Source organism: Chitinophaga sp. 22308, from assembly GCF_052045305.1.
Classification (GTDB): domain Bacteria; phylum Bacteroidota; class Bacteroidia; order Chitinophagales; family Chitinophagaceae; genus Chitinophaga; species Chitinophaga varians_A.
The window spans coordinates 125,237-150,734 of the sequence record NZ_JBQEOP010000002.1; the positions used below are offsets into that span (position 1 = coordinate 125,237).

Sequence of the window (25,498 nt, forward strand, 5' to 3'; positions counted from 1 at the left end):
TGACAACGTACCTTTTCCCTGTCGTTGTTTTGGGCCTGATGTTTTATATTTGAGCCATGACTAACCCCCTTCCAACGTATCAATCCGCCTTCGGACTACTTCAGGCAGAAGCCGCCCCGGACGACCAGTTCTTTTGGAAAGGCGATATTACGCTGCAGCATCCGCTGTTCACCGGAACAGTGCCGGTTTATCTCATCACAAAAGAAGCACAACTGTCGCCCGACATGCTCGGCTTTACAGAACAGATCGTTGCCAACGTGGGAGCGTACATTGAAAAGTCATTGACATTTATCCAACAGACGCTGGCCAATGATCCTGAAGCGTACGGGATCACCCCGGCAGAGCGTGCCTGGCTGGATGTGGACATCAGCGAGTTTCCGTTGGAATTTCCGGAAATTACTTTTTATGAAGCTGAGGAATGGTTTATGCGGTTTGCCCACGGCCGGTTCCGGATCTGCGATCCATATGGTATCGGCATCACTTATCGTGGTACCGTTCCCGTTAATGTGAATAACCTGGAAGACAGTGCCAGCGCGGAATGACAGGCGGTTTATGCTGACTTAAATGCTTTGATCATATCCCCGATTTCTTTTCTGTCGAAATATTCGGCCCAGTCCAGCGCATTGGCTTTATGTATGGCGTCTTTGATCTCCAGGTCGGGTTGCGCAGAGATGGCCAGTTGCGCCAATGCGACATCGTTTTTCTCAGCTGCCGCGTGTAATAGTGTATACTGAAAATCCCCGTACAGGCGGTTCACTTCGCCCGGGCTTTGCGCCAACAGGGCCGCGGTACGGTCTTTCCAGCCCAGTTTCCAGGCGTCCAGCGCGCCACAGGCAACACCATGCGCTATCAGCCACTCAGCAGCAGCCGGCTGTTGACAATGCACCGCCAGGTCCATGAGGTGCATGCCATTGCAGAGGGGCGCCTTCAGGTCGGCGCCAGCGAAGGCTTGTAATGCAGTGATATCGCCTTTGCCAATTGCCTCTGCCAGCGCTATCTCTTCAGCGCCAGGCGGACGGGTTTGCAGCCGGTCGTCTGTGATCCACCAGGTAAGTCCGTCGTTGATCCATTGAAAGCCTAATTGCTCGTATATGGGCCTGCCCATAGGGTTGGCATTCAGCGTAGCGTAATGATATCCTTTTTCGCGGGCATGTATACAGGCGGCGTTCACGATAGCCTTGCCAATGCCGCGGCCCCTCGCCTCCGGCACCACACCTACGTTGTAAATGCCTGCTACGCCACCTCCAAATAGCAACAGTGTCTGTGCTACAATGCGGCCATTTAACGTGGCGACAAAACGTTGCACCAGCTCCGGGCTTTCCTGTTGCAGGCCGGTCGTTCCTTTATTGTTGTTGGCTGCGTAGGGGAGTTCTTTAATGGTGTGCAGCGGCGTGGTGTTGTCTGCTGTGATATGCAGCCCTTCCGGCGATACGTAGGTGGTGTTGATGTTTTGAAGGTCCAGCGCCATCCAGCAGGGTTGCCATCCCGGCTGAAATCCACGGGCCAGCAGCAGTACGTCCAGCTGCGGTGTCGCCGGCGGGTTAAGTGACCAGCAACCCAGATTACGGGAGGGATGGGCCTGATAGTAGTCCATCATATCGTTCAGCTTTGCGGTGTCGGCAGACAGTGCAGGAAAGAGAACTGTGCCGCTGCCTTCTGCTTCAATGTAAGTCCAGGAAAGGCCCTCTTCCTGGTGTATGATGCCGTTTTTGATACGGGCGTCGAGGAGGAATAATTCACAATGATTTTGCGCGATGGCAGTTTCAAGTTGCGTGGGCGTGGCGTTGCGTAAAGTGGTATTCATGGCGTGTGATTAACGGGCAAACGGAATTAACGAATTAAAACTACAATAAAAAAATGGCCGGTTATAAAAAAGAAGAAGCCCGCATTGTACACACAATGCAGGCTTCTGTTATGATCATGGTCGCCAAAATGAGTAATGTTGGTCAGTTTTCAGTCATCCCCCAGTCCTTGTATTGCGCCCTTATCTTATTGAGAACAGGACCTTCAAACGGTATACATCCACCTGCGAAAAAATCGGTCCAGGTGATATCGCTGTTATAGTGGGCGAGGGTATAGCCGTTTTCAAATGTCAGCAGCAGCTGGTGTTTTTCCTGTTTCACCTGAAAACTCCCGAGGGTATTAAGCAGTAACCTTCTGAGTGCGCCCTGTGACATGTAACCGGCTGCTGTTTCCTGGCACAATGGGAAAAGGGTATGTACCATCACGTAGTCTGCCAGGAAGGGTTGGACATTAAAATGAGCAGCGGCGAGCAATGACATCTCATAATATGCCGCTGCTGGCTTCATTTTATTTCCATGTTTTTTCACCTTTTTTCATTTTATCCAGGATATCCTGATATGTTTTTTTATCACTGGAGGGGGCTAGTTCCACCGCCTTTTCTTCATTGGCGATGGCGTCGTCTTTTTTACCGGCTTTATACAGCACATTAGCGTAAGTGTCTATGTAGGCCGGGTTATTGTCTGCTTTCAGCAGGTGCTGGCACCAATTGGCCGCATTGTTGAGATGCGTTGGGTCAGAGATATTTTCAAAGACGGTCCATGCGTAGGTGTTTAGTTCATTCGGCGCGATGTACGCGGCGCATTTGCCCACATATTGGTCAGCAGTGGCGGCGAAGTTGTCCCAGTCCTTCTGGTTCAGAAGATGGATCGTTTTGGCGCGCAGGAATATTTCTTCTCCGGGGGCGCCATATTGTTTGGTTTTTGCTTCTATTTTATTCCAGTCGGGGCGGGCGGCAGCGTCTTGTACATAAGGTTTGATTTCTTCGCTGTAGATGATGGTCATCAGTCTTGCGTCGGCCTGGCGCTGACCAAGGGTTTTATTGATCTGGTCGCGGTTGTCCATCAGTAGCGCAAAACCTTTGTCGCGGCTGCTGGTAGTGAATTTATTGATGAATGCCATCTGGCTGCGTGTCAGTGGCGCTTTCATCTGCCCGATATAGTCATCGGATATTTTAGTTGCGTTGGGCTTGTCATTTACACGGAGGGCCATTTGTGCCAGTTGCTGGAGGAACGGGCCGTCTTTTTTGCCTTTGTTGTAGGCGTCGAGCATGGTAGCATACTGGTTGTCCGGATTGGTGGTGTCGATGTCTTTAACGATGAAGGCGGCGGCCACATCGCTGGTAGGCGGAATGAAGGCGCTGTGTATCTGGCGCAACTGGACCACCGGTACTTTGATCACTTCACGGTCATAGGAGATCAGGCCGTTTTCTTCTGTTTCCACGTCAAATGGTTCTGTATAGATAGAGCCGCTGAGGCCTTCTTCTTCGAATATTTTCAGGTGTTTGTTCATGAAGCCGTATTTGCGTGCGAAGGCAGCGGCAGGGATGGAGATATAACCCCATCCGTCGGCTTCATTCCATTGATGGTTCGGTGTTTTTACCTGCACACCGCCCCATTCGCCGAGTACTCTTGCTTTGCCGGGGAGGGCAGGGGCAATACCGGGACCGGGGTAATCATGTATGTCTGTCAGGTCGCTGCTTTTCCATTTTTCGTTGGGGTCTTTGGGTGATTCCCGGTCATAGTTTTCGCCGGTGTGGCCGTTGATGATACGGGAAGGGTCCATCTGTTTCATGGTTTCTGTGAGGCGTTGCTGGTCATAGCGCGCCCAGCCCTCGTTGAACAGTACCCAGCAAACGATGGAGGGGGAGTTAAAACATTGGGCCACGGTAGCCGCGTTTTCTTTTTCGAAATTCTTACGGGCGTCCGCGCTGTTGTTAGGACAGGTAACCATATCCTGCCATACCAGGATGCCTTCTTTGTCGCAATGATAATACCAGCGGGCGGGTTCCACTTTCACATGTTTGCGGATGGTGTTGAAGCCCATGGATTTGATGGCGAGGACATCAAATTTCAGCGCGTCATCGGTGGGGGCGGTATACAGCCCGTCGGGCCAGAAGCCTTGGTCTAGCACGCCGAGGTTATAGGTGTATTTTCCGTTGAGGAAGATACGTTCCTGTCCGTTCTCGTCTTTTTTGATTTCTATTTTACGCATGCCGAAGTAAGAGCCAACGGTGTCGACAACTTTGTTGTTATACAGCAGCTTTACGGTGAGGTTGTAAAGGAACGGTTCGTTGGGCGACCAGAGGCGGGCGTTTGGAACAGGCAGTTGCAGATCTGTGTTGGGTTTGCCTTTGATGGTGCCTACCGCGGCGCCGTTGGAGGATGCCACGGCTTCCACGGTGTAGCCGGCAGCGTTACCAGGCGTGTTTACGCGTAGGTCGAGGTGTTGCTGGTCTACCTGCGGCACCATTTTCAGTCCGTCGATATACACCGCCGGCACTGTTTCCAGCCAAACGGTCTGCCAGATGCCGCTGCTGCCGGTGTAGAGGATATTGCGGGGCTGCAGCACCTGTTTACCGTGCGGGTTGTCGCCTGCATCGGTTGGGTCCAGTACAGACACGACCAGTTCATTGTTTTTGTCTTTCAGCTGGTCGGTGATATCGAACTGGAAGCCGGTGTAGCCGCCGGTGTGGGTGCCGATTTTTTTACCGTTGAGGAAAACGGCCGCGTCGAAATCGACTGCGCCGAAGTGCAGCAGTACTCTGTCTTTTCCTTTAGCGGCGGGTTTATTGAAAGTTCTTTTATACCATAAGCGTTGGTCCGGCTGCAAGGTTTTCTGTACGCCGGAGAGGGCTGATTCGAGTGGGAATGGAACGAGTATCTCGCCGTTGAACGAAGCGGGCGGTGTCTGGTCGCCGGCGCTGGTGATGGCATATTGCCAGATGCCGTTGAGGTTTTCCCAATTGGGCCGTACCATTTGTGGCCGGGGGTATTCGGGCAGGGCGTTGGAGGGACTGACTTCTTTGGCCCATCTTGTCTGGAGAGGGGACGGTTTCATTTTCCAGGATGCCGCCGTCTGGCCGGATGCGAGGATACTGAGGGTGGAGCATCCCAAAACGAGGAATGCAACGCTGATTTGTCGTAACATGTTCAGGTCGGTTAATAATAACTAGATAATCGATGTCTATAATATACGTTATGCGGGTGCTTACAGGCCGCAGCCGTGTATTTTGGTTGGTTTTGGGGGATAGTGCCAGTTCATGGGCCTATTCAAAATGGAGGACGCCTTGCTGGTCATATCTGGATTTGATGCCGTCTGCACGTTCCAGGTTATGGAGGAAAGCCTGCAGGGGCTGGTTCCGGTCAATAATGCCGAAGAAGCGTCTGCTGCTGACTCTTTGGTTGTCCAGGGCGATGGTCACGCCGAACCAGCGGAGTATGACGGGGGCCAGTTCCTGCAGGGAGGCGTTTTCGAAGGTATACACCCCTGTGCGCCAGCCCAGCACTTTGTCAGCGTCGAATGCTTCTTTGGTGACGCCGTTGTGGCTGCTGGTGATTTCGTAGCCGGGTTTAAGGACAACGTTTTCCCTGCCGGTGGCTATTTTCACTGCGCCTTCCACGAGTGCTACTTTCACGAGGCCTGCATCATAGGTATTGATATTAAAGGCGGTGCCCAGTACGTTGACAGTATTGCCGGGCAGGTGCACAATAAAGGGCTGGTCTGCTTTGGCGGCAATCTGGAGGTAGGCTTCCCCGTCGATGGTTATTTCGCGGGTTTTGCCCGGAAAAGTGAACGGGAAGCTGATGGTGGTGGCGGCATTCAGTTGTATCTGTGTGCCGTCTGCCAGTAAAAGGTGGTAGTCCTTGCCTGCCGGCACGGTGAGGGTGTTAATCCCGGTACCGCTTTGGTGGCTGGCATCGAAGCTGAGTGTATGTTGTGTGTTGTTTAATACGGTGTTGCCCACGCGGATGCCTGCCGAGTCGTTGCTGAGGTCAATGGTTTTGCCTTCAGCCGTTACCAGGCGGATAGTGTGGACGGAACTGTCCTGTAATGCTGCCAGTGGCTGCCTGGCCGCATGTTTGAACAGGTACCAGCTTCCCGTGAGGGCGATCAGGCAGGCTGCGGCAATGCTGCCGGCTTTTTTGACAAGACGAAGCCTGTTCCCTTTGTTGAGGTCTGCCAGTACCTCTTCAACGGGATGCTGATCATGGCTTTCGCTTGCATCAGCCAGTAGCCGGGAACGTTCACGTTGGATGCCCTCCCAGATATTGCGTGCCTGGAGATCTTCCCTGATGGCGCTTTGCAGAAAGGTTTTGTCTTCCTCGCTGATCATTCCCAGCAGCTCATCCAAAGAAAGGTCTCTGATTTTTTCATAATCCATTTGAATGGGATGTTATCCTATTAACGGTGTTCACGACAAAAAGTACTATAGGTCACGGGAAGATTTTAGTTTTTTTCTGAGAATACGGAGGGTAGTGCTCATTTGATTTTTCACCGTTTGGAGAGAGAGGTTTTTTTCCGCAACAATTTCCCGTTGCGTTTTATCTTCCATGTATGACATTTCAAAAACGGCCCTTTGGGCCAGGGGCAGCGCATTAATGGCGGTGGCCAGCTGAAGCGACAGTTCCTTTCGTTCCATGGGATTAACGCAAACGGTCAGCTCCTTCAGGCTCATATATTGATGTACATTACGCTCTTTTACCACACTGCGCCGGATACGGTCCATACACTTGTTGCGCACACAGGTGGCCAGGTAACTTTTCAGATGGAGATTTTCCACCAGCTTGTCGCGCCGGTTCCAGATCACGATCAAAACGTCATGTACCACGTCAGCCGCTTCCTCCGCATCCTTCAGGATGTAGTTGGCCTCTATGTGCAGCCGTTTGTAATAACGATTGTAAAGCTGGGTGAATGCCCACTCGCTGCCGACCTTCAGGTCTGCTACCAATTGTGCATCAGTGTAAGGTTCCATCGTACTTTCCCCCTGTTGAATAATGAGTTTAACATAGCTTACCTGTCAATAAATAATATTCTCCTGTATCTGCCAATGGTTATGTCCGGGAATGAAAATGAAAAGGGGTCTTCAGAACAGTTACAAGTGTAATATTAACTCCAGGTTAATATATTGTTACCAAATTAAGATATTCTGTTATCGGCGAAACAACCGCAACCATCACAGATTGTTAAGCATTTGTAAAGCATGAATTTATTACCGGTGACTTGTTAACAACAGGGCGCAGTTTATAGTGGCCGATGGTACTTTTTGTCGTTCACCGCGTTTAGATTATGAATTGTTTTTTTGACTTGATGAAAGACCTCTCTGAAACCCTTGCCCGGTATTACCCCTTTAGCTATTCACCATTCCAAACTTCCCTCTTTAATATATATGAAGACACACTTGCTTATCCTCTGGCTTTTCTCCCTCTCACCCCATAGCTCGTCTAACCAGGCGGAGAAAATAAAAGTCAGCGTCAATGTCCGTAACGTCCCGCTCCGGGAAGTCTTCCGGCAAATCAGCCAGCAAACCGGCCTCCGCTTCTTTGGCAGCAACACCACCCCTTACGATGCCAAAGTATCCCTTCAGCAAACCGGCACGGAACTCCGCAGCCTGCTCGATGAAATCCTCCAGCCGCTCCACTGCTCCTGGGAGATATCCGGTAAAGTGATCATCATCAGCACCAAAAATACTTCGCCCACAGCACCGGTAACAGACGTCCTTTCCCGTAACGCTTCCCGCTCTCCCTGACCTCCTGCTTCGGCCCACTGCGGCAAAACGGCAACTGCACTGTTAAATATGTCGTATATTGCTAATGTACATGGGCTTAGAGCATCATATTATCATTATCGGCGGCGGCCTGGCAGGCCTTACCAGCGCTATCCACCTTTCCAGGGCCGGACTGCGGGTGTCCCTGATCGAAAAAAATACCTACCCCAGACATAAAGTCTGCGGAGAATATATTTCCAATGAAGTGCTGCCATACCTGCAATGGCTACACGCCGATCCTGCTGAACTGGCGCCGGCGGACATTTCCAGCCTGCTGTTATCGGCGGCCAACGGGAAAACCATCACGGCCCCGCTGCCGCTCGGCGGCTTCGGCGTCAGCCGGTACACACTGGACCACTTCCTGTTACGCAAAGCACTGGCCGCCGGCACACAACTGATCACCGATACGGTGACGGACGTGCAATACCAGGGCGACCACTGCATGGTCTATACGAAATCACATGCACCACTGACCGGCACGGTCGTGCTGGGCGCTTTTGGCAAACGCTCCACCCTCGACCAGCGGCTGTCCCGTTCTTTCCTCCGCAAGCCTGCACCATGGCTGGCGGTAAAAGGGCACTACGAAGGGCCGTTCCCCGACGGACAGGTGGCTTTGCATAACTTTCCCGGCGGCTACTGCGGCGTCTCCAAAACTGAAACAGGCACGCTCAATATCTGCTACCTCGTACAGATGGACAGCTTCCGCCGTTACCGCGATATCGACCAGCACCGGGAAGCCGTGCTGTTCAAAAACCATCACCTGGAAACTATTTTTAATAATAGCCGTCCTTTGTTTGATCAGCCACTGGCTATCAGCCAGATTTCTTTTGAACAGAAGACAAAAGTGGAACAACATATGCTGTTGACGGGAGATACTGCCGGCCTTATCCATCCACTGTGCGGCAACGGGATGGCCATGGCCATCCACAGCGCCCGCCTGGCGGCCACAACGGTACTGCGCTTCTGTAACGACGCATCGTATGACCGTAGCCGTATGGAAGCCGACTATGCAAGGGAATGGGACAAAGCATTTAGCCGCCGTATGAAAATGGGAAGACTGCTGAATAACCTGTTCCTGAAAGACAGGTTGTCCACCTGGCTGGTGCAACAAATGGCTTCACTGCCGGCAGTGCTGCCATTTATCATCAGGCAAACACACGGACGACCAAAAGATTTTGCCATTTAACGGTCCGGTCATGAACACATACAGCCATTAGAACAGTTAAATGATCAAATAACAGAATATTAAAATGAATTTATGCCCGATACCAGACAACGTATACTGGCACCAGAGATCATGGACGATTTTGCCATGGAAGGGGAACAACTGCAGCGGGCGCTGGAAAAAATCGCACAGATCAACCGGCGCCTGGGAGGCAACCGTATCACGGTAAAAGGCGTAGATATGCTGATGCGTCAGCTGCCGGCAGGCAAAACGGTGCGCATCGTGGACATCGGTTGCGGCAACGGTGATATGCTGCGGGCATTGGCCGCACATGGCCGCAAAAAAAACTGGAACCTGCAGCTGGCAGGCATCGACGCCAATCCGTTCACCATCCGGCTGGCAGGAGAGTTATCGGCCGCATATCCGGAAATCAGTTACCACTGCTTCGATGTGACGCAAGGGCCGTTTCCCGAAATGAAAGGAGACATCCTGCTGCTGACACTCACGCTGCATCATTTCACAGACCAGGAAATACTGGCGCTGATGCAACGTTTCCGCCGCAGCGCCACTGCCGGCATCGTGGTCAACGACCTGCACCGCAGTGGTATCGCCTACCGGCTTTTTCAGCTGTTATGTTATACGCTGCGCCTCGAAGAAATGACCCGTTATGATGGCCTTACCTCCATCATGCGCGGGTTCAAACGTTCGGAGCTGGTACAACTGTCAAAAAAACTAAATATCAGGCATCAAAGCCTCCGTTGGCAATGGGCTTTCCGTTACCAATGGATCATATCTAATTTATGAGTGTAAAAATTCAATCAGTAGCCAAGGCATTGCCGCCATATACCAGGCCTACCAGTGAAATTATGCCGTACCTGGACTTATGGCTGGCAGGACAAGACGAGCGGTTTATCAGAAAGGTTAAAAAAATTTTTGAGAACGCGGCGGTTGACCAACGGTATTCTATCATGAATGCGGAAGAAGTGTTCAACGCCACTTCCTTCGAAGAAAAAAACAATTTGTATATCCGCGAGGGCACGGAACTGGGCCGGCGTTGCCTGCAGGGCGCGCTGGACAAAGCTGGTTTAAGGGGTGGCGATATCGATTTTATCATCACTGTCAGCTGTACCGGTTTTATGATCCCGTCTATGGACGCCTACCTGATCAATACGTTGCAGATGAAGCAGGACATTGTGCGTTTGCCTGTGACGGAGATGGGCTGCGCCGCCGGAGTTTCCGGGATGATCTACGCTTACCAGTTCCTGAAGGCCAATCCGGGGAAACGGGCGGCCGTGGTGGCGGTGGAGTCGCCTACGGCCACTTTCCAGCACCAGGATTTTTCCATGGCCAATATTGTCAGTGCGGCCATCTTCGGTGATGGCGCCGCCTGCGTGATATTGTCGTCACATGAGGAAGACCCCGGGCCGGCCATTGTGGGAACGGAGATGTACCATTTTTATGATGCCACGCACCTGATGGGTTTTCATCTGTCCAACTCCGGTTTACAGATGGTGCTGGACATCGCTGTGCCGGAAGAGATAGCGTCGCATTTCGGGGATATTGTTCATCCTTTCCTGGCGCGCCATGGCACTTCCATTGAAGAAGTGAACCAGCTGATCTTCCATCCGGGAGGAAGAAAAATTATTCAGACAGTGGAAGAGCTCTTTGCCGGCTCAGGGAAAAATATTGACGATACCAAAGAAGTATTGCGGTTATACGGCAACATGTCGAGCGCCACCGTGTTATATGTGCTGGAGCGTATCCTCGACAGGGGGGTGCCGGCGGGAGACAAAGGGCTGATGCTGAGTTTCGGGCCGGGATTTTCCGCACAAAGAATATTATTACAATGGTAAAAGAATTTGCGTCCAAACAATACTGGGCACTGGTGCTGGGCGGTAGCAGCGGGTTGGGCCTGGCGTCTGCGTACAGGCTGGCGTCGCATGGCATGCACCTTTGTATTGTGCATCGTAATGCAGGCGTAGAGATGGACGCCGTCAATACTGCTTTTGAAGCGTTGCGTGCCACCGGCGTGCAGGTGCTGGCATTTAACATCAATGCGGCACAGGCAGAGCGGCGCACGCTGGTATTGGAAGAGCTGCGGAAAAAGATGGGGCCGGAGGGGCGTGTCCGTTGTCTTTTGCACAGTGTGGCCAAAGGCACTTTGAAAGGCATGACAACTGCGCCGGCGTTGCAAACGGACGACCTGATGATCACGCTGGAACATATGGCGGTGAGTTTGTACGACTGGACACGTGCCATATGGGAGCAGCAGCTTTTTGCCGCGGACGCGCGCGTGCTGTCGTTCACCAGCGAAGGTAGCCATCGCGCCTGGAAACATTATGCGGCCGTATCAGCCGCCAAAGCGGCCCTGGAGGCGATGAGCCGTAGCATAGCACTGGAGTTTGCGCCATACGGCATCCGGGCCAATTGTATACAGGCGGGCGTGACAGACACCCGTTCGTTGCGGATGATACCCGGCCATGAGCAGCTGCTGGAGCACAGCATTGCCCGCAGTCCGTTTGGACGGCTGACCACAGCGGACGATGTGGCGGACGTAGTATACCTTTTATGTAAAGACGAAGCCGCCTGGGTGAACGGGGCCGTTATCCCCGTAGACGGAGGCGCACATATACAGTAAACGGATTTATGACGATAACGACAATACTGGAAAAATTACCCTACGGGGAACCTTTTTTGTTTGTTGATACACTGGAAGATATTGATGAACAGAAGGTGACAGGAAGTTTTACCTTCCGGCCGGAGATGGATTGTTACAAAGGACATTTTAAAGGATATCCGGTCACCCCCGGCGTATTGCTGACAGAAGTGATGGCGCAGATAGGACTGGTGTGCCTGGGTATCTATCTCACGGGAGGCCCGGAGGGCATGACTTTCGGGCTTACCTCCACTAATGTTGAGTTTATGCGGCCGGTGTTACCGGGAGAAAAGGTGACGGTGACCGGCGAAAAACTATATTTCCGTTTTGGTAAACTGAAATGCCGGGTGACGATGACCAATGCGCAAGGAGAAGAAGTGAGTGGTGGAGAGATAGCGGGCATGATCATCAACCCTGCTGATCATAATTTGTAAATGATGACCAGAGTAGTGATAACAGGGCTGGGCGTGGTAGCTCCCAACGGAACAGGTGTCCCCGCTTTTACCGAAGCGGTGCGGCAGGGCGTATCGGGCATCCGTTACGATCCACAGCTGGAAGCACTGGATTTTTCCTGCCGCATAGCCGGCACGCCCGAAGTGACAGAAGAAATGAAGCTGCGGTATTTTGAGCCGCTGGAGCTGAAAGGCTTCAACAGCGGAGCGGTGCTGTACGGCGTGATGGCCGGCATGGAAGCATGGCATGACGCCGGTTTGCCCGCAGGTAACGACATACAGCATCCGGACTGGGACAGCGGGGCGATATTTGGCACCGGTTCTTCCGGTGTTGATAAAATGCGGGAAGCTATTTACCGTATGGACGAGTTGCAGGTACGGCGTTTAGGCAGTACCGTAGTGGCGCAGACCATGGCCAGCGGCATCAGCGCATGGCTGGGCGGTAAACTGGCATTGGGCAACCAGGTGACCACCAATTCATCGGCCTGTACCACCGGCGCGGAAAGCGTGCTGATGGCCTATGACCGTATCCGCGCCGGCAAAGCCCGTCGGATACTGGCGGGCAGTACAACAGACGGCGGCCCTTATGTATGGGGCGGTTTTGATGCCATGAAAGTCTGCACCTTCAAAAACAACGACCGGCCGGCGGCAGGTTCAAGGCCTATGAGCGCCAGCGCTACCGGATTTGTGCCCGGCGCAGGTGCCGGCGCACTGGTGGTGGAATCGCTGGAGAGCGCCCTGGAAAGGAACGCGCACATCTACGCGGAGATCGCCGGCGGGCATGTGAACTCAGGCGGTCAGCGCAATGAAGGCAGTATGACGGCCCCCAACAGTGAAGCGGTACAACGTTGTATCCGGGAAGCCGTGCGGGACGCCGGCATTCATCCGGATGACATTGATGCGATCAACGGGCACCTGACAGCTACCAGCAAAGATGCCGCGGAGGTAATGAACTGGAGCCTGGCGCTGAACAGGAGCGGGGAGCAGTTCCCCTACCTGAACGCGCTGAAATGTATGGTGGGGCATTGCCTGAGCGCATCCGGCAGTATTGAGCTGGTGGCGGCGGTGCTGCAACTGCAACAGGGATTTCTGTTTCCCAATATCAACAGCGAAGACCTGCACCCGGAGATTGCCGCGATCGTGCCCCGGGAGAAAATACCACAGCAGTTGGTACATAAAGACCTTCAGGTAATCGCCAAGGCCAGCTTCGGGTTTGGCGATGTAAATGCCTGTATCATTTTAAAAAAATACAAATACTGATATCATGGATAAAACAGCTTTAATGGCCACTATCAAAGAAGTGGTGGCGCCTTATACCAAAAATCCCGAAGCGCTGGCTACGCTGAATGAAGACACGGACTTTATCCGTGACCTCAAAATCAACTCGGCCAACCTGGTGGACGTGGTGCTGGACGTGGAAGAGAAATTTAATATCGTGATCGATAACGATTCCATGGAAAAGATGATCAATGTGCGTGCTGCCATGGAAGTAGTGGAAAACAAGCTCGCCACGCCATGATCGGCAATGATGTGATAGACCTGCAGCTGGCGGCAGTGGAAAGCAACTGGCGGAGACGGGGCTATCTGGATAAACTGTTCTCTCCGGCAGAACAACAACTAATAGCGCAGGCTGTTGATCAGCATCGCATGGTATGGCTGCTGTGGAGCGCCAAGGAAGCGGCATATAAGATCATTCACCGCGATACCCGGGAGCGGGCTTATGCACCGCTGAAATATGAAGTACGGCTTTCCGGAGTGGATACAGGCTTCATTCAATATGCTGACAAGGTATTTCCTTTTCGTACGGTGGTCAGCGGTAGTTGCCTGCATACGGTGGCGGTGGCATCGGGAAGCTGGTGGCCGCGGGTGGTGTACCGGTTGCAGCCGGCGGAAACGTTGCAGAAAGATGACGACGGCGTGCCTTTTATCAGTGGTGCCGGAGGAGTCTCTCCGGCGTCGGTCAGTCACCATGGTGCGTACCGGGAGATGGTCGGCCTGAAGATATAATGTAAAAAGGAGTAGCGCCCCTGCTACTCCTTTTACGTTTATTTAGTGAGTATCAACGACCATATGTCTTCCTCGAAAGAGGGAAACAGGTCATTAAACCGCTTTCTTGTTTTGGGTGGCAGGTCCTTCTCTGTTTCAATAGCGGCCATTACCAGTAAGGCTTTCCGGGTATTAAACCGGGCAGCGATCCTGTCGAGGGTCGCATCAGTAGGTGTTGTTTTCCCGCTTTCAATTAAAGAGAGGCTGGTTTGGCTAATGCCAATGTAATCAGCGAAATCGCGCTGGTTCTGTTGTTTTTGCTCTCTCAGCGTTTTAATGACTTTTCCAAAGTTCATGGTCGTTGTTTCAATATGAAAATCCCAGATCAGTCAGCACTTTCCACATAAAATCAAGCCATTGGTCGAGCGCCTCTTCGGAACTCACTTCTGTTACTCCGTCCCGGAGTATCAGAAGTAACTCTAATATATCGTTGTCTTCCTCACTTCTGTCGGGACGCGCTTCCATCCGGGCGATGGCGTCGTTTGCCATCTGTATGATTTTTTCTCTTAGAAGCATTATTAGCAAGTTTGGTGTGTTAGTGATAATTATTCCTGATGACTGGAATATTATCACCATCGCCATCCTTGCCATCGTCGGGGTGCAGTTTCAAGGTACGAAATATAATGCGTATAGGTAACACAATGTTGGGGAATACCGGCAGGTGGATTACCCTGTTGCGACGATAGGCCAGCTCGCGGGCCTTATTGTTGCGGAAACCGATGGACTGCCGAGGGGCAGACATACTTGTCTGTATGCTGTTGGCCATATTGTCCCTGATATACCAAATGACTGCGCCCTGCCTGATTTTCTGCACCAGGGGAACGATGGTATGTAAAGACAGCAACTGCTCACATACCAATGAAAGCCAGCGAAGCATAGGGTCCCGGGAGGGGGAGGCAGAAGGCTTGTTATGCGCCGCGGGCGGAGGTAAACAGTTCCTGGACAAGGATGGCTCTTCCACAGGCTGACAGGATATTCCGTCTTTCTGGCCCGCTGTTGTAGAGGAATCGCATGTTGGGCTGACTGGCTTTGTTGCCTGCGGATAACATTGGCTGACTTCTTTCAGTGGCGTTGTCGTCAGTTTGTCTAGGGAGAAGGTAGTCAGATCTCCCCGTCGGAGCATACTGTCGAGCTGCTCATCGAGAGACGCAGCTATGGTTGCATAACGTTGTAGTTTTCCGGTATCAGCGGAAAATGGTTGGTTTTGGGTCATACAGCAGATGGGTTAAGCCACCAGTTTGGTTGATTTTTTTATGGTAGATGTCCTAACCAAAAAAAGTCCGGACAAATTTAAAATCAATATGATTAATTCATGGTTAATCAAATGTTATCGGGGAAAACCCCGGTAGGCATGAGTGTTAACATGATAGTTGTATTATCACCGAAAAATGAGGCGAGCCTGTTGCGTTCAGGTACGTTTCTTGATGCCTTGCTCAGCTGTATACCACATCAGAACGAACCATGCAATTCTCCAGACGCAAAAAGGTGGCCGTCATCGTGGCGCATCCGGACGATGAAACGTTGTGGGCAGGCGGCACACTGCTGGCCCATCCTGAGTGGGAATGTTTTGTGGCCTGTATCTGCCGGGCTGGCGACGTAGACAGGGCGCCCCGCTTCGCGGCCGTATTACAGGCGCTGGGCGTCACGGGGAGCATGGCGGACATGGACGACGGACCGGAACAAACCCCATTGCCCATTCCGGCCGTGGCGGAACAGGTACTGCAACTGTTGCCATATACACAGTTTGACCTGATCATTACCCACAACATTGCCGGGGAATATACCAGGCACCGCCGCCATGAGGAAGTCAGCGAAGCGGTATTTCAACTGTGGGAGCAGCAGCGTTTGTCATCACCGGAGCTGTGGTTCTTTGCCTACGATGACGCCGGCCGCAGCCGTTTCCCGCTGGCAGACCCCACGGCGGACATCTATCTGCCGTTGCCGGCGGACATCTATCAACAGAAAAAAACAATCATCACCGATATATATGGATTTAGTCACGATAGCTGGGAAGCGAAGATCACCCCTTCCGCAGAAGCGTTCCGGACGTTCAGCACGGTAGCGGAGGCGGCACAATGGCTGAACAGAAACCGTATCCTGCCATGAAAGTACTTGTGTTATACGATTATCCGGCCGGCCCCGGCGGGCTGGCCACACAGGGAGACCTGCTATACAGAGGCCTGAAAGAACTGGGCGTGGATGTTCACGCTGTACATTACGAATCCAACCAGGAAAAGGAATGGTATTACCGGTGGTTTAAGCCGGACGTGGTCACGGGTGTTGGCTATTGGGGATATATCCCGCACCTGGTGCTGCATCCGCAGCATTTTGGCTGTACCGCTGTGCCCTGGCTGGTGGCCGATGGTTTTATCGCCAATTACCAGGACGTGCTCAACACGCTGCCGCTGATACTGGTCACCTCCAACTGGGTAAAGGAAATGTACGTCCGTGACGGCATCAGCGGCCGTGATATTGAAGTGTTGCCTGTGGGCTGTGATACGGACAGTTTCCGTCCTTTCAGTGCGTCAGATCCTAAAGTGGCCGCTGTACGGGAATCGCTGGGCATCCGTGACGATGAGCTGATGATACTGACCATTGGCGGTGATGCCGCCTCTAAAGGTGCGCAGGAAGTGATGCATGCGCTGGCGCAGCTCAACGGGCAGATGCCGCCCTGGAAATACGTGTGCAAGGTATGGCCGCAGGAACGCACCAATTGCCAGAATGAGGCGGACATGCAGCTGGCAAAACAGTTGGGCATAGATCAGCGGGTAATTTACACACAGTATAAAATATCACGCAACTTCATGCCTTACCTGATAAGCGCCTGTGATATCTATGCCGCGCCTTCCCGGCTGGAAGGTTTTGGCATGACACAGGTAGAAGCCGGCGCCTGTGGCAAACCGGTGGTGAGCCTCCGGGCGATGGGCATGCTGGATACGCTCGTACACGGGGAAACAGCATTGCTGGCCGGCGTTGAGCGTGAAGTAGTGCTGAAGGAAGTGGAAGTAGGCACCGAATCAGGTTTTGACAAGCGGCGCATCGTGGTGTTTGATAAGCCACGCACGGTGGATTACCGCGCCAATGCAGCGGATATTGCCGGGCACCTGCGTGAGTTGCTGCTCAGCAAGGACTTAAGGATACAGATGGGCACCGCCGGCAGAGAGCGGGTGAAACAGCGTTTTGACTATCGGGTGGTGGCCCGTCGTTTTTTACAGATAGTACATGAAAAACTGGGTATCGTATGAAAAAGTATACCGTTACCGAAGAAGTGGAGCAGGCGAGGAAAGCGGCATTGGAGGTATTGCATCATAACCGCCGCGGGCCTTTTGGCGGTTTACCGCGCACTGCCGGCTGGGCTTATCCGGAGCCCTATACCCGCGATATGGTGTTCACCTTCTTTGGCATTGCTGTCTCCGGCGATGAGCAGCTGATCATCAGTATGCGGAAGGTGTTGGACGCGCTGGCGCACAACCAGACGGAACACGGGCATATCCCTTCACTGGCGCATGACGCTGAAAACCTCGGCGCCAGCGATACTACGCCGCTGTTCCTCGTAGGGATCAGCATCTACCGGCAGCTTACAGGTGAGACAGATTATTTGCAGGAGGCAGCGGAGAAAGCGCTCGTCTGGCTGTATTACCAAAGTCCGTCTGACCGGCTGCTGGTGGCTCAATTACCTACCAGTGACTGGCGCGATGAACAATGGGTGCTGGGGTATGGACTATACGTCAATACACTGGTGTATGCCGGCTTGCGCATGTTTGACCGGCATCAGCGTGCCGACACGTTTTTGCAGGAGATGAGGCATTTTACAATTACCTGCAACTTTATGCACAAGCATGTACACGAAGGTCTCACCGTGAAAAACAAACCTTACTATGCCTGCTGGTCTTATAAAATTTATAGCAGCGAACGGTTTGACCTGCTGGGCAACAGTCTCGCTATCCTGACAGGCATCGCCTCACCATCGAGGGCAGAACGGATGATTGCGTGGATTGAGGCAGAATGTGCGGTGATGCGGGAAAAAGGAGACCTGGCTTCTGAGCTGCCGCCCAATTTTTTCCCTTTTGTACAGCCTGGTGATCCTGACTGGCGGAAGCGGGACGAGCAATTTAATATGCCCGGCGATTATCATAATGGTGGCATATGGCCTTTTATCTGCGGCGTGTATATAGCGGCGTTAGTGGCCGCAGGCAAATACCAGCTGGCGGAGAAAAAACTTATAGCGTTGGCGCATGCAGTAAAACCGTCGCACGCGCAGCCACTGGAATATGGATTCAACGAATGGCTGCGCGCGCAGAATGGCTTGCCTAAAGGACAGAACTGGCAATCCTGGTCAGCGGCGCTGTACCTGTATGCGCTGAGATGCGTGGAAGAACGCAGGACGCCTTTTTTTGAGGAGATGCGTAAACACAGTTCACGGGAAAAATAATTTTACCTGCTTTTGATAAAGTTTTTTACATCTTTTACAAACTGTGTGCTCAACGGTTTAGTAGGATCAGCATAGGTAATATCGTTGATGCCGCCACTGGCCGGAGCGTCTTTCAACACATGGTTCATCTGGTCAATGATCTCCAGTTGAGCGGTGGGGGCGCCCTGTTTCAGGTGTTGCGCGTCTTTCATGCTTACCTGTGCATCTGTATTGCCCTGTATGATCAGTACGGGGATTTTTAGCTTACCGATTTCCTTCTCAGGATCATATTTTACCCATGACATCATGTAAGGTTGTACGGCCGGGTAAAACAAGTTTTGTAATGCCGGTTCTGTATTCACCACGCTATGTCCCTGTTTGAGGCTGTCCAGCATATTTTTCGCCTTGGCCGCCAACGGTGGAGATTGTGCGGCCAGTTGCCGCTGGAGTATGATATCGATTGGTTCGCCTGCGCCGGCGATGGAAATGAACATATCGGCGGCGCTGCGTTGTATGGCCAGCATACCGATCATGGAACCTTCGCTGTGGCCGGCCACGATAACGCGGGAAAAACGTTTGTCAGCTTTCAGCATTTTGATAAAACCTGCGGCGTCGTTGACGGTGCCTTCAAACGAAATGTCTGTTTCCGGTTTTCCGGTGGCACTGGCGCCTACGCCTCTTTTGTCGTAGCGCACGCAGGCGATGCCATCAGCCTGAAGGGTTGCCGCCAGCATCTTATAGGCATTGGTTTTAAGGCCCATGTTGTTATTGCCGTCGCGGTCAGTGGGACCAGAGCCGGCAATAATCAATACTACCGGTACAGGGCCGTTACTTACCGGCAGGGTGAGCGTGCCGCGGATTGTGGCGTCGGTAGTCGTCAGGTTATAGTTGTCCACTTCGTTTTCTGCTGTTTTTTTCTCCTGGTAAGGCACGAAGCGAAATCCTTCCAGCTGATTGCCGGTGTTCAGCGCGAGGATCATTGTCAGGGTGCCTTTGGCGAAATCCGCTTTCCAGGTGTGGTAACTGGCATCGCCGCCGGTAGGGGTGAGGCGCATCATATCGCCCAATTGATTTTGCAGCTGAGAGAGCATGGCCCTGGTCTGGTCCGGTGGCAATGCAGATTTGATGGAATTGCCAAACATGCCATAGAGGCTGTCGGCCAGCTGCCGGTTGTAGTAGCGTTGGATTTTTGCGGCAGCAGTGGGGTAATCTGCCTGCGCTGCTATCTCCGGAGAAAAAGACAGCAACAGGGTTGTCAGTAAACAAATTCTTTTCATACCGTTTTTTTAAAAATCAGGATAACATGAGCGGAAGGGTGAATTGCATCAATAACTTGGAGACTACCTCCGCTACCAGCAGCGTAACGATAAATATGATCACCGCTTTGTTGCCTTTCAGGTTGGCGGAGATACTGAACGCCTGGTACATCAGTACCAACATCCAGACAAAGACGGGCAGGCAAATCAGTGCAAATACTATCACCATCGGGTCAATAGCAGTAGGGTCTACTCTGGCCGGCATGGCAAAGTTGATCAGCGCGGCGAGCAACAGCGGGGCCCTGGCGAGGGCCAGGGTGCCGGCAATATCAATGAGGCGGAAGGAGGTACGCGCAAAGAGGGCGGCCGCTGCATAACAGGCCAGCACCATACATCCCCAGGCTATCAGCGTCTCCAGTAGATAAATATAATAAGGCGTAACAGTGGAACCGATATGCGCATCAATGGCGCCATCGAAATGGGTTTTGCTGAAATAAGCCACCACGGAGGTGATCAGCATGATGACCCATCCTGCCAGCAGCGCTTTGCCGCCGGCGATGTAGGTAAACGGACGTAATAACCAGGTGTTCATCAGGGTATTTTTATATTTTTTTCAATCTTTTCTATGTTGGCGATAATGTCATCGAGCCGGTTGCGTACTGTCGGGTAACTCAGGCCCAGCTGCTGCGCCATGAGTTTCAGGCTGCCGCTGGTTTTTACAAAATCAATCACAAATTGTAAGTCATCTGCCGACAGGCGCGCCAGTAACGGTAGCTCAAAGCTGCCGGATACCGTGGTGTCGCAGGCTTCACAGGCCAGGGACGTAACCTTGAGCGGTGAGGCACAGCTGGGGCAGGAAAGAGGCAAAGATTTTTTTATCTGTTTCATTGTTGAACAAAGTTAAATCAATTTTTAATAAAATTGATTTAAAGTTTAATAAAATTAATAAGTGTTTAAACAAATAAAGGAGAGAAAGGGGCAAACAAATTAACCCCGGGCTTTATAGCCCGGGGAGGAGTGGCCTGCTTATTCAGCAAAGATTTGCGGGGAAGTATTAAGCGATAGCGCCTGTCGGCGTATTAATTTTATTAAAGTAGCGATAAGAAATAATCAACAGCACCAGCGCCACCACTGGAAATATATACTGGCCGGGCGTTCCGTGGATAGCCGCAAAAGCCACGAAAGCAGAGAGCACATTGATGCCCAGTCCGGCGTACGCCCATTCCCTGACGCGCCGTGCTACCGGCAGCAGCAATACAATGCCGCCAATGATTTTAAAAATGGCCAGTTCCACCCTGAAATATGCGGGATAACCCATAAGGTCAACAGTCCGGATCATAAAAGAGGAGGTGAGCAGTCCGAGGCCGCCACCGGCGGAAATCAGTGCAATAGCGACAGTTGTGGCCCAATAAATGAATTTGTCTTTTCTCATCAGTATATTTTAATGCAGTGACGAACAGGTTGCCCGCAATTTGGACAAGGTCGCCCACAATTTTTTTGGAGGCGTAACAATGCCGGGCGTCAGTTGTTAATCAAACTGTATGCATACCATCTTACTGATCTCGACCAAAAAAACTGCGGCCACAGCTATACGCGATATGCTGGTATTACAGGGCTACGAAGTACTTTCGGCCTCCAATGGTAAAAACGGCATTGAAACAGCCCGGCTGCACCTGCCGGACCTGATACTCTGCGAAATGGCCATGGAAGGTACCGACGGGCCGGCGGTCCTGGACATCCTGCGGCAAGACACCCGTTTTCTGCCGGTGCCTTTTATCATGCTGGCAGACAAGTATGAACCACACGCTTTCCGCACGGTGATGAACCAGGGCGCCGACGATTACCTGGTGAAACCCTATACCAGCCACGACCTGGTGCAGACCATCGTGAACCGGTTAAAGAAAAAAGAGCTGTTATATGCACATCAGCCGGAAACGGAAAATGATTTTAAGTCGGTGATAACCCGCTTCCTGGAAGGCCGTAATACCATCCGGGCCGCCGCGCACGAAGAAATATACCGGGAAGGCGGTACGCCGCGGTACCTGTATTACATCATGTCGGGAAAAGTGAAGACGGTCAAAACCCATGAAGACGGGAAAGACCTGGTGATCGGTTTGTATAATACCGGTGATTTTTTCGGTTACATCGCCTTGCTGGAAGAAGAGACCTACAAAGCCACCGCTGTAGTAATGGAAGATGCCGAGATAGCCCTGATCCCCAGAGACGACGCTATCGCGTTGTTCGATCACAGCCCGTTGATCATACAGCGTTTCGTCCGTTTGCTGGCGCGCAACGTCACCGAAAAAGAAGAGCGCCTGCTGGGCATTGCCTACAACACCTTGCGCAAGAAAGTGGCCAGCGCCCTGATACACCTGCGCAACAAATACCAGGCAGACCGTTCCGCCAACTATACCATTGATATTGCACGTGATGAGCTGGCCGCGCTGGCCGGTACCGCCACCGAATCGCTGATACGCACCCTGAGTGAATTCCGTAGTGAAAAGCTGATTGCCATCAAAGGCAGCAGCATTACCTTGCAGCAGCCCGGCAGGCTGGAGGAAATCGCCTACCACTGACCATCACCTGAATGTGCCATTTATCATTAATTAGGAAGAACTCCCCCCGCTTTTTTTTATTTTGCTTTACTGACCAAACAACAAATCGCTTTTAAAGCTTATGAAGAAATTGCTTTTCACCTGTGCAGCCTGGCTGATGGCCACTGCCACCTATGCCCAGGAGAACGCGCTTTGGCTGCGTTATCCTGCCATCTCCCCGGATGGGAAGACCATCGCCTTCGGGTATAAAGGAGATATCTACCGCGTAGACGCCAACGGCGGCGTTGCTGTTCCCCTTACCATTCATGAGGCACAGGACATGATGCCTGTCTGGAGCCATGACGGTAAATACATCGCTTTTGCGAGTGACCGTTACGGTAACTTCGATGTTTTTGTGATGCCGGCAGAAGGCGGTACGCCCGTAAGGCTCACGAGCAATAGCAGCGCGGATTATCCCTACGATTTTACACCGGACAACAAACAGGTGCTTTTCGGCTCGGCGCGTAATGCCCCCGCCCAGAGCATCCGCTTTAGCTACCGCCTGTTCGACAACCTGTACACCGTTCCGGTATCAGGCGGCCGTCCTATGCTGGTCAGCGCTGCCGGTGCTGAATTTGCCCGCTACAACAGCAAAGGCGATCAGATCATCTTCCAGGACCGCAAAGGTTATGAAGACCCATGGCGTAAACATCATGTGTCTTCTGTTACCCGCGATATCTGGGTGTATGACATCAACAAAAACAGCTATCAGCAGGTGTCCACTTTTGAAGGGGAAGACCGTGAGCCGCTGTTTGGCAGTGATAACAACGTCTACTACCTGAGCGAAAAAGACGGTGTCTCCCAGAACCTGTTCAAATCATCGCTGACAGATAAAAGTAAAATGGAACAGTTGACCCGTTTTGACAAACATCCGGTACGTCACCTGTCCCGCTCCGCCAACAACACTTTCTGCTTTACCTATAACGGTGAAATATATACGCTGAAAGAAGGCGCCCAGCCGCAGAAAATAAACGTGCGCATCTTCAATGATGGCCGTAACGGCATACAGAAACCGCTGCCGGTTAACGGTAACGTGACTGAATTCGCGATGAGCCCCGATGGCAAACAAATGGCTTTCGTGGCCCGCGGTGAAGTATTTGTGACCAGCGTGGAAGGCAACATGACCAAAAGAGTGACCAACACACCACAACAGGAAAGAATGGTGCAATGGTCCCCTGATGGCAAACGCCTCGTTTATGCCGCTGAACGTAACGGCAACTGGGACATCTACCAAAGCACCATCGAACGTAAAGAAGAGCCTTATTTCTTCGCTGCCACCGTGCTGAAGGAAGAGCCGCTCATCGCTACCGCCGCGGAAGAATTCCAGCCGCTGTTCTCTCCTGACGGAAAAGAAATAGCGTATGTGGAAGACCGTAACATCCTCAAAGTATTCAACATCGCTTCCGGCAAAAGCCGCGTACTGCTGCCTAAAGGCCATAACCACTCCTATTCCGATGGCGACTGGACCTTCTCCTGGAGCCCCGACAGCAAGTGGATCGTAGTGGAAGACCAGGGCGGGTATGCGTTCACCAGCAATGCCTCCATCATCCCGGTTGATGGAAAAGGTGAACCTATCAGACCTATCAGCAGCGGTTTTGGTGAAGGCAACGTGAAATGGAGCGCCGATGGCAAAATGATGACATGGGAAAGCAGCCGTGAAGGCCGTAAATCACTGGCACGCCAGGGCAGCCGCGAAACAGATATCTACGCGGTGTTCTTTGACCAGGAAACTTACGACAAATACAAACTGTCCAAAGATGAATTTAATCTCCTGAAAGACCAGGAAGACAACGCGAAGAAAGGCGGTAAAGACACGGCCACGAAAAAAGATACTGCTGCCGCTAAAAAAGATTTCCGCCCGGATTTCAATAACCTGGAAAACCGCCAGCAGCGCCTTACCATCAACAGCGCTTCCATCAGCGACTATGTGATGAGCAAAGACAACAGTAAGCTGTATTACACCGCTTCTTTTGAAAAAGGCTACGACCTGTGGGTAACAGAGCCCCGCACCGGCGATACCAAAATCCTCGCTAAACTGGGTGGCTCACCCGGCAGCATTGAACTGAGCAAAGACGGCAACTCCCTCTTTGTGAGCAACAGAGGCAGCGTAGTGAAAGTGGATGCCGCTTCCGGCAAAATCACGCCTATCAGCATCAGTTCTGAGATGCTGCTGGACCAGGCCGGCGAACGTGCATACATCCTGGACCATGCATGGAAACAGGTGAAAGAGAAATTCTATGATCCTACCATCCGCAACATGGACTGGAAAATGTACCATGACACTTATGCCCGTTTCCTCCCGCATATCAGCAATAACTACGACTTCCAGGAGCTGCTCAGCGAAATGCTGGGTGAGCTGAACGGTTCCCATACCGGTGGCCGTTATTCTCCGGTACGCCCCGATGGTGACGCGACTGCTTCCCTCGGCCTGCTGTTTGATGAACGTTTCACCAAAGACGGCCTGAAAGTAGACGAAATTATTGCCGGTGGACCATTTGACAGAGCTGGCAGCAAAATGAAAGCCGGCGCCGTGATCGATAAAATTGACGGAGAAGCCGTTACTGCCAAAAGAGACTGGGCAGAACAGCTCAACCGCAAAGCAGGACGTAATGTCCTGATCAGCTTCACCGATGCAGACGGCAAACACTATGAAGAAACCGTGAAACCTATCAACCGCGGCGAAGAAAGTGGCCTGATGTACAAACGCTGGGTGAACAACATGCGTAAGCTGGTAGACAAACTCAGTGGCGGCAAAGTAGGCTACGTACATGTACAAGGCATGAACGACGCCAGCTTCCGTTCCGTATACGACGAAGTGATGGGTAAAAACAGAGGCAAACAGGCATTGATCGTGGATACCCGCTTCAATGGCGGCGGATGGCTGCACGATGATCTGTACAACTTCCTCAGCGGCAAGAAATACCTGGAGTTTGCGCCCCAGGGCAACCTGGTGAAGGGCGGTGAGCCACAAGGCCAGTGGCAGGGCCCCAGCTGCGTGCTCATGAGCGAAGGCAACTACAGTGATGCGTTTATCTTCCCATATGTTTACAAACAGGGTAAACTGGGCAAACTCATTGGTATGCCTGTTCCGGGCACCGGTACTGCCGTATGGTGGGAAACACAAATAGATCCTACGCTGGTATTTGGTATTCCGATGATCGCTACTATCGGTAAAGAGGGCCGTCCTACGGAAAACCTGCAAGTGGAACCGGATATCCGTGTGCCGCTGCGTTATGAGGACTTCCTGGCCGGCAAAGATGATCAGCTGGAAACTGCTGTGAAAGAAATGCTGAAAGAGATCAAATAAGAGCTGACAATAAAAATGGAAAGCCCGGGAACGTTACTGTTCCC

At 52.2% G+C, this 25,498-nt stretch carries 27 protein-coding genes; 15 read left to right on the forward strand and 12 right to left on the reverse strand.

The window, feature by feature from the left end:
• Positions 1-56: 56 nt before the first annotated feature.
• Positions 57-542, forward strand: a complete 486-nt coding sequence (locus ACTJJS_RS07270; RefSeq protein ID WP_440663060.1) for a hypothetical protein — start codon at positions 57-59, stop codon at positions 540-542.
• Between the two features lie 8 nt (positions 543-550).
• On the opposite strand, the gene ACTJJS_RS07275 is transcribed toward ACTJJS_RS07270, so the two are convergent.
• From ACTJJS_RS07275 to ACTJJS_RS07295, 5 genes are all read right to left on the reverse strand, one after another.
• A complete protein-coding gene (locus ACTJJS_RS07275) occupies positions 551-1,804 on the reverse strand; it encodes a GNAT family N-acetyltransferase (RefSeq protein ID WP_440663061.1) in 1,254 nt (417 codons plus the stop codon).
• Between the two features lie 142 nt (positions 1,805-1,946).
• Complete coding sequence (locus ACTJJS_RS07280) at positions 1,947-2,309, reverse strand: hypothetical protein (RefSeq protein WP_440663062.1); 363 nt, start codon at positions 2,307-2,309, stop codon at positions 1,947-1,949.
• Between the two features lies 1 nt (position 2,310).
• A complete protein-coding gene (locus tag ACTJJS_RS07285) occupies positions 2,311-4,950 on the reverse strand; it encodes a sugar-binding domain-containing protein (protein ID WP_440663063.1) in 2,640 nt (879 codons plus the stop codon).
• 118 nt (positions 4,951-5,068) lie between these two features.
• On the reverse strand, positions 5,069-6,184 hold the full coding sequence (locus tag ACTJJS_RS07290; protein WP_440663065.1) for a FecR family protein: 1,116 nt from the start codon (positions 6,182-6,184) through the stop codon (positions 5,069-5,071).
• Positions 6,185-6,229: 45 nt separating this feature from the next.
• Positions 6,230-6,775, reverse strand: a complete 546-nt coding sequence (locus ACTJJS_RS07295; RefSeq protein WP_440663067.1) for an RNA polymerase sigma-70 factor — start codon at positions 6,773-6,775, stop codon at positions 6,230-6,232.
• Between the two features lie 414 nt (positions 6,776-7,189).
• Between ACTJJS_RS07295 and ACTJJS_RS07300 the strand changes: the two genes are divergently transcribed.
• The 9 genes from ACTJJS_RS07300 to ACTJJS_RS07340 all read left to right on the forward strand — a co-directional run bounded on the left by ACTJJS_RS07300 (position 7,190) and on the right by ACTJJS_RS07340 (position 13,847).
• Positions 7,190-7,549: an STN domain-containing protein gene (locus tag ACTJJS_RS07300; protein WP_440663069.1), complete on the forward strand. Its 360-nt coding sequence runs from the start codon at positions 7,190-7,192 to the stop codon at positions 7,547-7,549.
• Between the two features lie 70 nt (positions 7,550-7,619).
• Complete coding sequence (locus tag ACTJJS_RS07305) at positions 7,620-8,753, forward strand: NAD(P)/FAD-dependent oxidoreductase (RefSeq protein WP_440663071.1); 1,134 nt, start codon at positions 7,620-7,622, stop codon at positions 8,751-8,753.
• 72 nt (positions 8,754-8,825) lie between these two features.
• Complete coding sequence (locus ACTJJS_RS07310; protein ID WP_440663073.1) at positions 8,826-9,536, forward strand: methyltransferase domain-containing protein; 711 nt, start codon at positions 8,826-8,828, stop codon at positions 9,534-9,536.
• The gene (locus tag ACTJJS_RS07315) at positions 9,533-10,585 is read left to right on the forward strand and encodes a type III polyketide synthase (protein ID WP_440663075.1); all 1,053 of its coding nucleotides are present in this window, start codon (positions 9,533-9,535) and stop codon (positions 10,583-10,585) included. The genes ACTJJS_RS07310 and ACTJJS_RS07315 overlap by 4 nt, the downstream gene beginning before the upstream one ends.
• A complete protein-coding gene (locus ACTJJS_RS07320; RefSeq protein WP_440663077.1) occupies positions 10,579-11,370 on the forward strand; it encodes an SDR family oxidoreductase in 792 nt (263 codons plus the stop codon). Before ACTJJS_RS07315 ends, ACTJJS_RS07320 begins: the two co-directional genes overlap by 7 nt.
• Positions 11,371-11,378: 8 nt before the next feature.
• On the forward strand, positions 11,379-11,822 hold the full coding sequence (locus tag ACTJJS_RS07325; protein WP_440663079.1) for a 3-hydroxyacyl-ACP dehydratase FabZ family protein: 444 nt from the start codon (positions 11,379-11,381) through the stop codon (positions 11,820-11,822).
• Positions 11,823-13,100 (forward strand): beta-ketoacyl-[acyl-carrier-protein] synthase family protein, encoded by a 1,278-nt coding sequence (locus ACTJJS_RS07330; RefSeq protein ID WP_440663081.1) that lies wholly within the window; start codon positions 11,823-11,825, stop codon positions 13,098-13,100.
• Positions 13,101-13,104: 4 nt separating this feature from the next.
• Positions 13,105-13,359, forward strand: coding sequence for an acyl carrier protein (locus ACTJJS_RS07335; RefSeq protein ID WP_168872284.1), 255 nt, complete (start codon positions 13,105-13,107; stop codon positions 13,357-13,359).
• Positions 13,356-13,847 carry a 4'-phosphopantetheinyl transferase family protein gene (locus tag ACTJJS_RS07340; RefSeq protein ID WP_440663083.1) on the forward strand — a complete coding sequence of 164 codons (492 nt, stop codon included), beginning with the start codon at positions 13,356-13,358 and terminating at the stop codon, positions 13,845-13,847. Before ACTJJS_RS07335 ends, ACTJJS_RS07340 begins: the two co-directional genes overlap by 4 nt.
• A 38-nt stretch (positions 13,848-13,885) precedes the next feature.
• On the opposite strand, the gene ACTJJS_RS07345 is transcribed toward ACTJJS_RS07340, so the two are convergent.
• The 3 genes from ACTJJS_RS07345 to ACTJJS_RS07355 are packed head-to-tail and all read right to left on the reverse strand — an operon-like array spanning position 13,886 to position 15,099.
• Complete coding sequence (locus ACTJJS_RS07345; RefSeq protein WP_440663085.1) at positions 13,886-14,182, reverse strand: helix-turn-helix domain-containing protein; 297 nt, start codon at positions 14,180-14,182, stop codon at positions 13,886-13,888.
• 10 nt (positions 14,183-14,192) lie between these two features.
• Positions 14,193-14,402, reverse strand: a complete 210-nt coding sequence (locus ACTJJS_RS07350; RefSeq protein ID WP_440663087.1) for a hypothetical protein — start codon at positions 14,400-14,402, stop codon at positions 14,193-14,195.
• Between the two features lie 19 nt (positions 14,403-14,421).
• Positions 14,422-15,099 carry a hypothetical protein gene (locus ACTJJS_RS07355; protein WP_440663088.1) on the reverse strand — a complete coding sequence of 226 codons (678 nt, stop codon included), beginning with the start codon at positions 15,097-15,099 and terminating at the stop codon, positions 14,422-14,424.
• 248 nt (positions 15,100-15,347) lie between these two features.
• Between ACTJJS_RS07355 and ACTJJS_RS07360 the strand changes: the two genes are divergently transcribed.
• Genes ACTJJS_RS07360 through ACTJJS_RS07370 form a run of 3 tightly spaced genes read left to right on the forward strand, consistent with a single transcriptional unit; the run spans position 15,348 to position 18,318 of the window.
• On the forward strand, positions 15,348-15,992 hold the full coding sequence (locus ACTJJS_RS07360; protein ID WP_440663090.1) for a PIG-L deacetylase family protein: 645 nt from the start codon (positions 15,348-15,350) through the stop codon (positions 15,990-15,992).
• Positions 15,989-17,131 carry a glycosyltransferase family 4 protein gene (locus ACTJJS_RS07365; protein ID WP_440663092.1) on the forward strand — a complete coding sequence of 381 codons (1,143 nt, stop codon included), beginning with the start codon at positions 15,989-15,991 and terminating at the stop codon, positions 17,129-17,131. Before ACTJJS_RS07360 ends, ACTJJS_RS07365 begins: the two co-directional genes overlap by 4 nt.
• Positions 17,128-18,318: a glycoside hydrolase 100 family protein gene (locus ACTJJS_RS07370; RefSeq protein ID WP_440663094.1), complete on the forward strand. Its 1,191-nt coding sequence runs from the start codon at positions 17,128-17,130 to the stop codon at positions 18,316-18,318. The genes ACTJJS_RS07365 and ACTJJS_RS07370 overlap by 4 nt, the downstream gene beginning before the upstream one ends.
• A gap of 2 nt (positions 18,319-18,320) precedes the next feature.
• Here the strand turns inward: ACTJJS_RS07370 and ACTJJS_RS07375 are convergent, their stop codons facing one another.
• The 4 genes from ACTJJS_RS07375 to ACTJJS_RS07390 all read right to left on the reverse strand — a co-directional run bounded on the left by ACTJJS_RS07375 (position 18,321) and on the right by ACTJJS_RS07390 (position 20,985).
• Positions 18,321-19,574: an alpha/beta fold hydrolase gene (locus tag ACTJJS_RS07375; protein ID WP_440663096.1), complete on the reverse strand. Its 1,254-nt coding sequence runs from the start codon at positions 19,572-19,574 to the stop codon at positions 18,321-18,323.
• A 16-nt stretch (positions 19,575-19,590) separates the two neighbouring features.
• Positions 19,591-20,145: a hypothetical protein gene (locus ACTJJS_RS07380; RefSeq protein ID WP_343743858.1), complete on the reverse strand. Its 555-nt coding sequence runs from the start codon at positions 20,143-20,145 to the stop codon at positions 19,591-19,593.
• On the reverse strand, positions 20,145-20,441 hold the full coding sequence (locus tag ACTJJS_RS07385; RefSeq protein ID WP_168872293.1) for a DUF2089 domain-containing protein: 297 nt from the start codon (positions 20,439-20,441) through the stop codon (positions 20,145-20,147). The genes ACTJJS_RS07380 and ACTJJS_RS07385 overlap by 1 nt, the downstream gene beginning before the upstream one ends.
• Positions 20,442-20,607: 166 nt before the next feature.
• Entirely contained in the window at positions 20,608-20,985 is a 378-nt protein-coding gene (locus tag ACTJJS_RS07390; RefSeq protein ID WP_440663099.1) for a DoxX family protein, read from the reverse strand.
• Between the two features lie 109 nt (positions 20,986-21,094).
• Between ACTJJS_RS07390 and ACTJJS_RS07395 the strand changes: the two genes are divergently transcribed.
• Both ACTJJS_RS07395 and ACTJJS_RS07400 read left to right on the forward strand, forming a co-directional pair.
• Positions 21,095-22,129 (forward strand): cyclic nucleotide-binding domain-containing protein, encoded by a 1,035-nt coding sequence (locus ACTJJS_RS07395; protein ID WP_440663101.1) that lies wholly within the window; start codon positions 21,095-21,097, stop codon positions 22,127-22,129.
• Positions 22,130-22,229: 100 nt separating this feature from the next.
• Entirely contained in the window at positions 22,230-25,454 is a 3,225-nt protein-coding gene (locus ACTJJS_RS07400; RefSeq protein WP_440663103.1) for a S41 family peptidase, read from the forward strand.
• Positions 25,455-25,498: the final 44 nt, after the last annotated feature.

Bases quoted from the DNA above. Each gene is read 5' to 3' on its own strand.
- ACTJJS_RS07270 (WP_440663060.1), top strand. From the start codon at position 57: ATGACTAACCCCCTTCCAACGTATCAATCCGCCTTCGGACTACTTCAG.
- ACTJJS_RS07275 (WP_440663061.1), bottom strand. From the start codon at position 1,804: ATGAATACCACTTTACGCAACGCCACGCCCACGCAACTTGAAACTGCC.
- ACTJJS_RS07280 (WP_440663062.1), bottom strand. From the start codon at position 2,309: ATGAAGCCAGCAGCGGCATATTATGAGATGTCATTGCTCGCCGCTGCT.
- ACTJJS_RS07285 (WP_440663063.1), bottom strand. From the start codon at position 4,950: ATGTTACGACAAATCAGCGTTGCATTCCTCGTTTTGGGATGCTCCACC.
- ACTJJS_RS07290 (WP_440663065.1), bottom strand. From the start codon at position 6,184: ATGGATTATGAAAAAATCAGAGACCTTTCTTTGGATGAGCTGCTGGGA.
- ACTJJS_RS07295 (WP_440663067.1), bottom strand. From the start codon at position 6,775: ATGGAACCTTACACTGATGCACAATTGGTAGCAGACCTGAAGGTCGGC.
- ACTJJS_RS07300 (WP_440663069.1), top strand. From the start codon at position 7,190: ATGAAGACACACTTGCTTATCCTCTGGCTTTTCTCCCTCTCACCCCAT.
- ACTJJS_RS07305 (WP_440663071.1), top strand. From the start codon at position 7,620: ATGGGCTTAGAGCATCATATTATCATTATCGGCGGCGGCCTGGCAGGC.
- ACTJJS_RS07310 (WP_440663073.1), top strand. From the start codon at position 8,826: ATGCCCGATACCAGACAACGTATACTGGCACCAGAGATCATGGACGAT.
- ACTJJS_RS07315 (WP_440663075.1), top strand. From the start codon at position 9,533: ATGAGTGTAAAAATTCAATCAGTAGCCAAGGCATTGCCGCCATATACC.
- ACTJJS_RS07320 (WP_440663077.1), top strand. From the start codon at position 10,579: ATGGTAAAAGAATTTGCGTCCAAACAATACTGGGCACTGGTGCTGGGC.
- ACTJJS_RS07325 (WP_440663079.1), top strand. From the start codon at position 11,379: ATGACGATAACGACAATACTGGAAAAATTACCCTACGGGGAACCTTTT.
- ACTJJS_RS07330 (WP_440663081.1), top strand. From the start codon at position 11,823: ATGATGACCAGAGTAGTGATAACAGGGCTGGGCGTGGTAGCTCCCAAC.
- ACTJJS_RS07335 (WP_168872284.1), top strand. From the start codon at position 13,105: ATGGATAAAACAGCTTTAATGGCCACTATCAAAGAAGTGGTGGCGCCT.
- ACTJJS_RS07340 (WP_440663083.1), top strand. From the start codon at position 13,356: ATGATCGGCAATGATGTGATAGACCTGCAGCTGGCGGCAGTGGAAAGC.
- ACTJJS_RS07345 (WP_440663085.1), bottom strand. From the start codon at position 14,182: ATGAACTTTGGAAAAGTCATTAAAACGCTGAGAGAGCAAAAACAACAG.
- ACTJJS_RS07350 (WP_440663087.1), bottom strand. From the start codon at position 14,402: ATGCTTCTAAGAGAAAAAATCATACAGATGGCAAACGACGCCATCGCC.
- ACTJJS_RS07355 (WP_440663088.1), bottom strand. From the start codon at position 15,099: ATGACCCAAAACCAACCATTTTCCGCTGATACCGGAAAACTACAACGT.
- ACTJJS_RS07360 (WP_440663090.1), top strand. From the start codon at position 15,348: ATGCAATTCTCCAGACGCAAAAAGGTGGCCGTCATCGTGGCGCATCCG.
- ACTJJS_RS07365 (WP_440663092.1), top strand. From the start codon at position 15,989: ATGAAAGTACTTGTGTTATACGATTATCCGGCCGGCCCCGGCGGGCTG.
- ACTJJS_RS07370 (WP_440663094.1), top strand. From the start codon at position 17,128: ATGAAAAAGTATACCGTTACCGAAGAAGTGGAGCAGGCGAGGAAAGCG.
- ACTJJS_RS07375 (WP_440663096.1), bottom strand. From the start codon at position 19,574: ATGAAAAGAATTTGTTTACTGACAACCCTGTTGCTGTCTTTTTCTCCG.
- ACTJJS_RS07380 (WP_343743858.1), bottom strand. From the start codon at position 20,145: ATGAACACCTGGTTATTACGTCCGTTTACCTACATCGCCGGCGGCAAA.
- ACTJJS_RS07385 (WP_168872293.1), bottom strand. From the start codon at position 20,441: ATGAAACAGATAAAAAAATCTTTGCCTCTTTCCTGCCCCAGCTGTGCC.
- ACTJJS_RS07390 (WP_440663099.1), bottom strand. From the start codon at position 20,985: ATGAGAAAAGACAAATTCATTTATTGGGCCACAACTGTCGCTATTGCA.
- ACTJJS_RS07395 (WP_440663101.1), top strand. From the start codon at position 21,095: ATGCATACCATCTTACTGATCTCGACCAAAAAAACTGCGGCCACAGCT.
- ACTJJS_RS07400 (WP_440663103.1), top strand. From the start codon at position 22,230: ATGAAGAAATTGCTTTTCACCTGTGCAGCCTGGCTGATGGCCACTGCC.